Annotated in this window: 7 protein-coding genes; all 7 read right to left on the reverse strand. The window is 56.8% G+C overall.

The window, feature by feature from the left end:
* Positions 1 to 310: 310 nt before the first annotated feature.
* The 7 genes from HMPREF1556_RS07815 to HMPREF1556_RS08635 all read right to left on the reverse strand — a co-directional run bounded on the left by HMPREF1556_RS07815 (position 311) and on the right by HMPREF1556_RS08635 (position 6,911).
* Positions 311 to 850, reverse strand: a complete 540-nt coding sequence (locus HMPREF1556_RS07815; protein ID WP_021667884.1) for a T9SS type A sorting domain-containing protein — start codon at positions 848 to 850, stop codon at positions 311 to 313.
* 19 nt (positions 851 to 869) lie between these two features.
* Positions 870 to 1,643 carry a diadenylate cyclase gene (locus tag HMPREF1556_RS07820; RefSeq protein WP_021667885.1) on the reverse strand — a complete coding sequence of 258 codons (774 nt, stop codon included), beginning with the start codon at positions 1,641 to 1,643 and terminating at the stop codon, positions 870 to 872.
* Positions 1,644 to 1,676: 33 nt separating this feature from the next.
* On the reverse strand, positions 1,677 to 2,573 hold the full coding sequence (folP, locus tag HMPREF1556_RS07825; protein WP_021667886.1) for a dihydropteroate synthase: 897 nt from the start codon (positions 2,571 to 2,573) through the stop codon (positions 1,677 to 1,679).
* A 22-nt stretch (positions 2,574 to 2,595) separates the two neighbouring features.
* Positions 2,596 to 3,150 carry a 5-formyltetrahydrofolate cyclo-ligase gene (locus HMPREF1556_RS07830; RefSeq protein WP_021667887.1) on the reverse strand — a complete coding sequence of 185 codons (555 nt, stop codon included), beginning with the start codon at positions 3,148 to 3,150 and terminating at the stop codon, positions 2,596 to 2,598.
* 12 nt (positions 3,151 to 3,162) lie between these two features.
* The gene (locus HMPREF1556_RS07835; RefSeq protein WP_021667888.1) at positions 3,163 to 4,812 is read right to left on the reverse strand and encodes a S41 family peptidase; all 1,650 of its coding nucleotides are present in this window, start codon (positions 4,810 to 4,812) and stop codon (positions 3,163 to 3,165) included.
* A gap of 41 nt (positions 4,813 to 4,853) precedes the next feature.
* The gene (locus tag HMPREF1556_RS07840) at positions 4,854 to 5,300 is read right to left on the reverse strand and encodes a dCMP deaminase family protein (RefSeq protein ID WP_021667889.1); all 447 of its coding nucleotides are present in this window, start codon (positions 5,298 to 5,300) and stop codon (positions 4,854 to 4,856) included.
* Between the two features lie 552 nt (positions 5,301 to 5,852).
* On the reverse strand, positions 5,853 to 6,911 hold the full coding sequence (locus HMPREF1556_RS08635; protein WP_021667890.1) for an acyltransferase family protein: 1,059 nt from the start codon (positions 6,909 to 6,911) through the stop codon (positions 5,853 to 5,855).
* Positions 6,912 to 7,242: the final 331 nt, after the last annotated feature.

The following is a 7,242-nucleotide window of genomic DNA, read 5'->3' on the forward strand; positions in this document are numbered from 1 at the left end:
GAAAATAAATTTCCGTACGTAAGAAAATTTTCCTGCGTGCGCACGCAAATTTATTGCCCTGCGCACGGCGATGAATTTTTGTTCGTTCGGCGGAAAATTTGGGTGGGGAAGAAGGGGATTTTTCCTTCGAACGGGAAGGATTTTTCGTTCGAAGGGGAAGGAACTTCTCTTCGGAGGAAGGAAGATTTTCCTTCGAACAAAAAGAAGTTTCCATCCGAAGGGGCTGGGCCTTGTCTTCGGAAGGAAACTATTTTTCTTGCGGGAGGAGGGACTTCCCTTTGCGGAAGGAAAGGAGGCGGTGCGGGCGGGCTTAGCGGACGATGAGCTTGCAGATGAAGGTCGTCGTGGGGAAGATCGACCGAAGGAGGTAGATGCCCGTCGGGACGTCGATCCGTGCTTCTTGGACGCCCCGTGCCGAGAGGAGCTTTCGCCCTTGCATATCCAGAAGGTCCAGCTGGGTAGCGGGCTGGGAGAGGCGTAGGTACTTGCCCGAGAGGCGGGCAATGGGCTGCGTCTCCGAGGTGTAGAGCGGCTGGTCGGAGGGGCGGGTGATCGTGGTCGGCGACTTGTAATAGAAGCCCCCGATGACGTGCCCGCCGGAGATGAGGTAGGTGCCCCCGCTGACCAGCGTGATCGCCCCTTGGTCGGCGTAAGTGAAGATTTTCCCGCCGATGATCTTCGCCACCCCGACACGTGAGGAGAGCGAAGGCAGGGGAGGGATGCCGTCTTCGGTGGGGCGAGTGCTTTGCGTCTGGGTGTCTCTGGAGAGGGTGGTTAAGGCCAGGGCTTCTCCCCCCGAGAGTGAGAGGAGTAGCAAGAGGAGAAGAGGGCGGAGGGGGCGTGGAATCATAGGTCGGGGAAGGGGGCGGTTAGTCCTCAGAAGCTAGGAGAGCCCGGAGTTCGTCAGGGCTGATGTCTACGATGATCTCGCCTCGGTAGGCGAGGGATATGGAGCCTCGCTCTTCGCTGATGATGATGACCTTGGCGTCGGTCTTCTGCGAGAGGCCGAGGGCGGAGCGGTGGCGAAGGCCTAGGTCCTTGTTTAGGTCGGTGTTGCTCGCCACGGGGAGGATACAGCCGGCGGCGCAGATCTTGCCTGCGGAGATGATCATCGCTCCGTCGTGCAGGGGGCTGTTCTTGAAGAATATGGTTTCGATCAGGCGAGCGTTGACCGTGGCGAGGAAGCGCTCGCCGGCGTGCTGGTAGGGGGTAAGGTCGGAGATACCTTGCACGGCGATCAGGGCGCCGGTCTTCTTGCGGGCCATGTTCATGCACGCCAGCACAACGGGGGCGATGTAGTCAGCTTCGTCCTGCTCCTTGGCCGAGCCATCACGCAGGAGCTTGCGTATCTTCTTCCAGCGCTGGGCCGAACCGATGGTGACGAGTATCTTCTTGATCTCGTCCTGGAAGATGATCACCAGGATGATGAAGCCGATGTTGATGAACTTGTCCAGGAGCGCCCCCATCAGCCGCATCTGAAGCACCTGAGAGATCAGAAGCCAAAGGACGAGGAAGGTGACGATCCCCATGAAGATCGATCGGCTCCCCGAGTAGCGCAGGGTGACGAACGCATAGTAGAGGAAGACCGCCATCAAGAGGATGTCGATGATATCCTTGATCGATATGTCGAGCCACGAAAGCATAGAAGGCAAGGGGTTAGGAGGGTAAGTACAGAGCTAGAGGGGACGAAGGTGCTGGTAGTGGAGACCCTCGCCTGAGCGAAGGACGGGACGTAGCTCTTCGTAGAGCTGGACGGCTTCGACGGCGGGGCGAACATCGTGTACACGAAGGATCTTCGCACCACGCTCCAGCGCCAAGGCATGGAGGAAGGTCGTCCCGTTCAGCGCTTCTTCGGGGCTGATACCAAGGGGACGGTAGATCATGCTCTTGCGGGAGACGCCGACAAGCAGGGGCTGGGTGAAGGCTTCGACGAGCGAGCCGAGCTGGGCAAGGAGCTCATAGTTCTGCGCTGTGGTCTTGCTGAAGCCGAAGCCAGGGTCGAGGATGATGTCGTGGACGCCGAGTTCGAGGAGCTGTCCTACCCGCTGGGCGAAGTAGTCGATCACTTCGAGCGTGACGTCGCTGTAGCTTGCCTGCTGCTGCATGGTCTTCGGGTCGCCCTTCATGTGCATCAGTATATAGGGCACTTGGAGCTCGGCCATCGTCCGATACATCGCTGGATCAAGGCCTCCCCCTGAGATATCGTTGATCATCGAGGCGCCGTACTCTTCGACGGCCATGCGGGCGACGTCGGAGCGGAAGGTATCTACCGAGACGGGTAGGTCGGGGTATTCGTCCCGAAGGATCTGAAGGGCGGGGCGCAGGCGTCGTCGCTCTTCCTCGGGGCTCACCTCTTCGGCTCCTGGGCGGGAGCTGTAGGCACCCAGGTCAGCCAGCGCTGCACCTTCCCTCACGAGCGTGTTGAGGCGTTCTCCGAGAGCCTTCGCTCCATCAATGCGACTCCCTGCGAAGAAGGAGTCGGGGGTCACGTTGACGATCCCCATGACGAGGGGCTTCTCGAGGGAGACGAGACGGCCGGAGAGGTTGAGGGTGAGCTGATGGGCTGGAGTCATCGGTAGGGAGGGCGGATATGTCTTAGAGGAGGGCGAGCTGAGGGTAGAGGACTTCCTCTACGGGCAGGTCCCAAGGATCGTGGGGAAGGGCTTCGATACGACGGAGGCCGAAGGTCACGCCCAGCCGATGGGCGGGTGTCGTCGCCAGGTAGCGATCGTAGTAGCCCTTGCCTCGGCCTAGGCGGTAGCCCGACGCATCGTAGGCAAGGGCAGGGATGATGATGAGGTCAAGCTTCTGAGGGTCGACGGGCTCGACTTCCTCTAGCTTGGGCTCCCAGATACCGAAGCTCCCCGACTGCTCGAGGGCGTGACTGCCTACGAAGGGGTAGAAGGCTATCGTCTCCCCATCAAGTACCCGAGGAAGGAAGAGCTCCTTGTCGCTCGTCCCTTCGATCAGGGCCTGGAGCGAAGGTTCGTCGGGTAGGGCAGAATAGAGAGCGACCCGCCGTGCTTCGATCCAAAGAGGATGCTGTGCGAGCTGAGCGACGATCGAGCGACTCCCAGCCTCTCGCATGGGGGCGGTAAGCACTTCGCGACTTAGCTGACGTAGCTCTTGGCGTAGGGTCTTCTTCTCCATCGGACGAAGGGATTACTTCGTGGGGCGCCACTGAGGGGAGGCAAGACGCTCTAGGGCGGTGAGCACCTCGGGGTCTTGCTCGTTGCGAGCACGGTAGTAAGCATTCTTGTCGCCACCCAGCATGTCGGCGATCAGGGCGACCAGGTCTCTGCGGAGGATAGGGAGCGACTCCTGCAGATGTCCAGGACGCTGGGGGACGCCGTGCTGCTGGGCATAGTTGGCATAGGCATAGACGATCTGGTCGCCTTGGGCCTGTAGGTAGTCGAGGATGGCCTTATCCGAACCCAGAGCCGAGAGCCGAGCACGCTGACGGTCGGCGTAGGAGAAGGCAAAGCGCAGGAAGGTACCCGAGCGAAGGAGCCGTAGATAATAGGTATTGATCCCCACGCTGTCTCGAGGGGTGAAGATGTCTGGAGTGATCCCGCCCCCGCCGTAGACCACACGGCCCATACGGGTGTAGTAGCGGGTGGTGTCGGGACGACTGATGCTATCGGCCGAGTAGAACTCCCCGTGCAGGTAGCGATCTTCGATATCTTCGGCGTAGGCTTCGAAGCCCTTAGCGTAGCTCTTCTGGATACTACGCCCTGAGGGGGTGTAGTAGCGAGCTACGGTGAGGCGTACTACAGAGCCGTCCTTTAGCTCGAAGGGCACCTGTACGAGCCCCTTGCCGAAGGTGCGACGTCCGACGATCAGTGCACGGTCGAGGTCCTGCATCGCTCCGGCGAAGATCTCACTAGCACTGGCGCTGTTCTCATTGACGAGGATGCTCAGCGGGATCTCCTTGAGGCGTCCATCCCGAGGGCTCTTGAAGTCTTCTCGAGGGTAGTGGGCGCCCTTGTTGTAGACGAGCAAGTCGCCCTTGGAGAGGAATTCGGTGGCCAGGGCCGTGGCGGCCTGTAGGTAGCCCCCGACATTGTCACGCAGGTCGATCAAGATCCGCTCTACTCCTTCGGCGCTGTGGTCAGCGTAGGCCTGCTGGAATTCGATCGGCGTCTGTGCCCCCCACTTATTGAGGCGAAGGTAGAGGATGTGCGGACGGATCATGTACGCTGCATCGATCGTGGGGACGGGTACGGCACCACGCACCACGGAGGCGACGAAGGTCTTCCCCCCACGGCGCACCGTGAGGCGAACGACCGTGTCCTCTGGTCCCTTGAGCGCCTTCATGATGTCCTCCGAGGAGATCGAGTCACGTACCAGGTCGGTGGTGTCGGCCTTGAGGATGCGGTCACCCGCCTTAAGCCCTGCCCGTTCGCTCGGCCCTCCCTCGACGACACGGACTACGACAACGGTGTCGAGGAGGGTGTTGAACTGTACGCCGATCCCTGCAAAGGATCCTTCAAGGCTCTCGGTCGATACCTTGTTCTCCTCAGCATTGAGATAAGCCGTATGGGGGTCCAGCTGGGCGAGGATGAGCGGTAGGGCTTGCTCGGTCAGGCTATCAAGGTTGGCCGAATCGACGTAGTACTCTTGGATGAGCGAATAGATCTCGCCCAGCTTCCCCGAAGGCCCACTCTGCCTCCCTAGTCCGAGGAAGAGGGAGACGAAGACTCCGAAGAGGAAGGTCAGGACGAAGCCTGCCGTATAGGTCAGCCAGCGTAGAAGGCGTGCCTTTCGTTCGGGTTTAGGGGTAGGGGACTGCTCGTAGCGTTCTTCTTGCATATTGTGACAAGTCAAAGGGGGGAGGTATGTGTGTGGGGAGTTTAGTCCTCCAGGGGGATGTAGTCTACCTGGATGCCAGCTCGCTGTAGGAGTTCGATTCCTTCTCTCAGACGGTATTCGGTACTATAGACGACCCGTCGGATATGGCACTGGATGATGAGCTTGGAGCACTCAATGCAGGGGGCGGCGGTGACATAGACCGTCGCTCCGGAGCAGTCGTTGGTGCTACGGGCTACCTTAGAGATGGCATTGGCCTCGGCGTGCAGTACATACTGCTTGGTCAGCCCCGTCTCGTCCTCACAGACGTTCTCGAAGCCGACGGGCGTACCGTTATAGCCATCGGAGATGATGCTCTTATCCTTGACGATGAGTGCACCCACCTTCCGTCGCTCGCAATAGGAGTTCTCCGCCCAGATGCGAGCCATGCGCAGATAGCGCTTGTCGAGGGCCAGTTGCTTCTCGTCGATCGTTGGTTCTTGACCGTTCATTTTCGTACGTATGCGTTTATGCAAAGATAGGGCTTTGCGGGCGAATGAGGGCTATCTCGTGAGGGGCTTTTGGGGTGCTTTATTTTAGAGGGGCTGGGAGGGGGTAAAAAGGGACCTACGGTAGGTCGTCGAAAAAACCTACTGTAGGTTTCACTTGCGACCCACAGTAGGTCGCATTGACGACCTACCGTAGGTCGTTTTTGAGGGGTGCGCTAGCCCCCGTCTGTACGGCCTTCTCCAGCCCCACCCTTCCCCGCATTTCTTGAGGAAATAACTACCCCCTTTACGCCTCCCTAGATCAAGGTGCTTCCTCGGAGAGATTGAAGGCTGTGGTTATCTTGGATAAGTAGCTTGGAAGCCTCCTTGGTGTTGATGAGGAGGCTAGCTCCCCACCCAGCTTCGTGACTTCACAACTCCGTTATTTGTGATTAGAATCAATAGAATCGCCCCCTTCCCTCGCCGGCATGAAAACCTGCATGGGGAAGGGGGCGACTATCATTCGATAGCTGGTGCTATCGCTTCTCTAAATAGAGTCTAGGTGTTCTGAGAGCATTACACGTCTCCCAGGAATAGTCGACTTAAGAAGCGATTGTTCTTGACGATGCATACCGCAACATAGGTGATGGAGCACGTTGTGAATCCGACGAGGATGGCTAGGAGCGTCTCTGCCCATAGAGACTGCTGAGGTAGCTCGACGAGGTACTTGACGACGGAGCTGTCGGTCTCAAGGGAGACTAGGGCTCTTAGGCTAGGTAGGTTCGGAAGGAAGAACTTATGTAGCAGGTATATGCCTAGAGAATTCTGTCCGAGAGTGGAAAGGATCGAGATAATGCGTTTGCTTGTATTCGAAGATGCCGATTGAGTGAAGCGATATATGCTTGCATAGGTAAATACCAGGATGAATAAGCACCAGGGGAACATAGATAGACTCATGATGTTGGCCTTATTCACGATGAGGTCGAAGCCTAAGATATATACGACGATGAAGGCTCCAGCTAGCTTCTCGTTCACCAAGCATTGCTCAAGTCGTTGATACTTACCTACAGCGAAACCTAGTACGAGATACGGATACAGCCATGATATGTGATAGAAGGAGAGGAGCTCGATGATGTTCCCTGGGATGATATATCTCATGGCTAGTAGCACAGGGATGGGCAGGGCCATGATGGCTAGCTCTAGGTACTTCCACTGAAGACCACGCTTGTAAGCTTGAGCAGCGATGAAGCGGGTCAAGTACTGGATGAGTAATAGAATAAATAGAGCAAAGACGAACCAATAGCCCCCCTTGTATCCTCCAGCGAACGCAGACATGAGTCTCGAGAAGAAGGACAGGTCTGCTGCTCCAGTGACATATACGCTCAGCGGTAGAATGGTAGCCAGAGGAAGAAGTAGCTGTAGTGATTTCTTCTTCCAGTACTTCTTTACCTTCTCCCATGAGAAGGATAGTTCTCTAGCGGATAATATGCCTGAGATAAAAATGAAAAGAGGCATGTGGTAGCTATCAATGACCTCCGGGATGATGGGGGTGTCAATCCCATGATGGATGATCACGAAGATGATAGCAAGCCCTTTGAGGACGTCGAGGTGTATTAACCGATTACTCTGAGACATAAGTCGTGTTTTGATTACAAAAAAAATGAGCTCTGCAAAGATAGGGTAATCTGATATCTTCCTACAGCAAGCATACCTATTGCTCCAGACGGGTATGTAGCATGTTGGGGATGTGCTCCTGGGAGGTAGTCCGTTCATAGAGCTATTTCTCCGTAGCTTATTCCCCGAGGATGCTTTGGAGTGTTCAGGTCTGTCGATAGGAGGAGATCCCGTTGTTCATTCGTCTTACTCCGAGAAATAATTTGGCTTGGAATATAGGGCTGTCGGAGTGCTTTATTTTAAAGGGGCTGGGAGGGGTGAAAAAGGGACCTACGGTAGGTCGTCGAAAAAA

The organism is Porphyromonas sp. oral taxon 278 str. W7784, from assembly GCF_000467855.2.
Taxonomy (GTDB): Bacteria; Bacteroidota; Bacteroidia; order Bacteroidales; family Porphyromonadaceae; genus Porphyromonas.